Source organism: Mycobacterium nebraskense (genome assembly GCF_002102255.1).
Lineage (GTDB): Bacteria > Actinomycetota > Actinomycetes > Mycobacteriales > Mycobacteriaceae > Mycobacterium > Mycobacterium nebraskense.
In genome coordinates this window covers 1-1,181 of sequence record NZ_LQPH01000088.1, presented here as the reverse complement: position 1 = coordinate 1,181, position 1,181 = coordinate 1, and the positions used below count along the sequence as shown (strand labels likewise).

General features: G+C 68.8%; 1 protein-coding gene. It reads left to right on the top strand.

The window, feature by feature from the left end; translation table 11 throughout:
* Positions 1-17 precede the first annotated feature (17 nt).
* Positions 18-1,079: a PLP-dependent cysteine synthase family protein gene (locus AWC17_RS10040; RefSeq protein WP_085164586.1), complete on the top strand. Its 1,062-nt coding sequence runs from the start codon at positions 18-20 to the stop codon at positions 1,077-1,079.
* Positions 1,080-1,181: the final 102 nt, after the last annotated feature.

Genomic DNA, 1,181 nt, shown 5'->3' with positions numbered 1-1,181 from the left:
GGCGGCAGAGTTGCCGACTGGTTTCTGGTAGTTACCGGCAGCCCGATGCCTTGGTGGGCAATACCCCGGTGCTGCGGGTATCGGAGCCGTTGACCAGCGCTGATCGCGGGTTTTGGGCCAAGCTGGAGGGGTTTAACCCCGGCGGGAGCATGAAAGACCGCCCGGCGGTGCACATGGTCGAGCGGGCCCGCGCCCGCGGCGAGCTGCGGCCGGGGGCCCGGATCGTGGAGTCCACCAGCGGATCGCTCGGACTGGGGTTGGCGCTGGCCGGCATGGTGTATCGACACCCGGTCACGGTGGTGACCGACCCGGGCATGGAACCGATCGTGCAAAACATGCTGCGCGCCTACGGCGCGCAGGTCGACGTGGTTACCGAGCCGCATCCCACGGGGGGCTGGCAGCAGGCCCGCAAAGACCGTGTTGCGCAGCTGCTGGCCGCTGACCCTGAGGCGTGGTGCCCCAACCAGTACAGCAACCCCGACAACGTCGACGCCTATCGGCCGTTGGCACTCGAGCTGCTCGACCAGCTCGGCCAGATCGATGTGCTGGTGTGCTCGGTGGGCACCGGGGGTCATTCGGCCGGGGTGGCCCGCGTGCTGCGCGAGGTCAACCCGGATCTGCAGGTGATCGGTGTGGACACCATCGGCTCGACGATTTTCGGTCAGCCGGCGACCACCCGGCTGATGCGCGGGCTGGGCTCGAGCATTTACCCCCGCAACGTCGACTATCCGGCGTTTGACGAGGTGCATTGGGTCGCCCCCGCCGAAGCCGTGTGGGCGGCTCGTGCCCTGGCGGCGACCCACCACTCCAGCGGCGGCTGGAGTGTGGGCGCGGTCGCCCTGGTCGCCGGGTGGGCCGCGCGCACCATGCCCGCCGATACCACCATCGCCGCGGTCTTCCCCGACGGCCCGCAACGCTATTTCGACACCATCTACAACGACGACTACTGCCGCCGACACGGCCTGCTCGACCAACTCCCCCCCGCCGAGCCGGCCACCATCACTCACCCCGACGAACAGGTCGTGCAGTCCTGGACCCGGTGCACCACCGTGATCGACCCGGCCAAAGCCCTGCAGTAACGGGATTGCTCGCGCAAGTCGGCAGCTTCGATCGGCTCTCCCCGATGCTGACGATCAACCGGGGTCGACCCGGGCTTCTGGAGGCTGATGCCTACCTGGCGG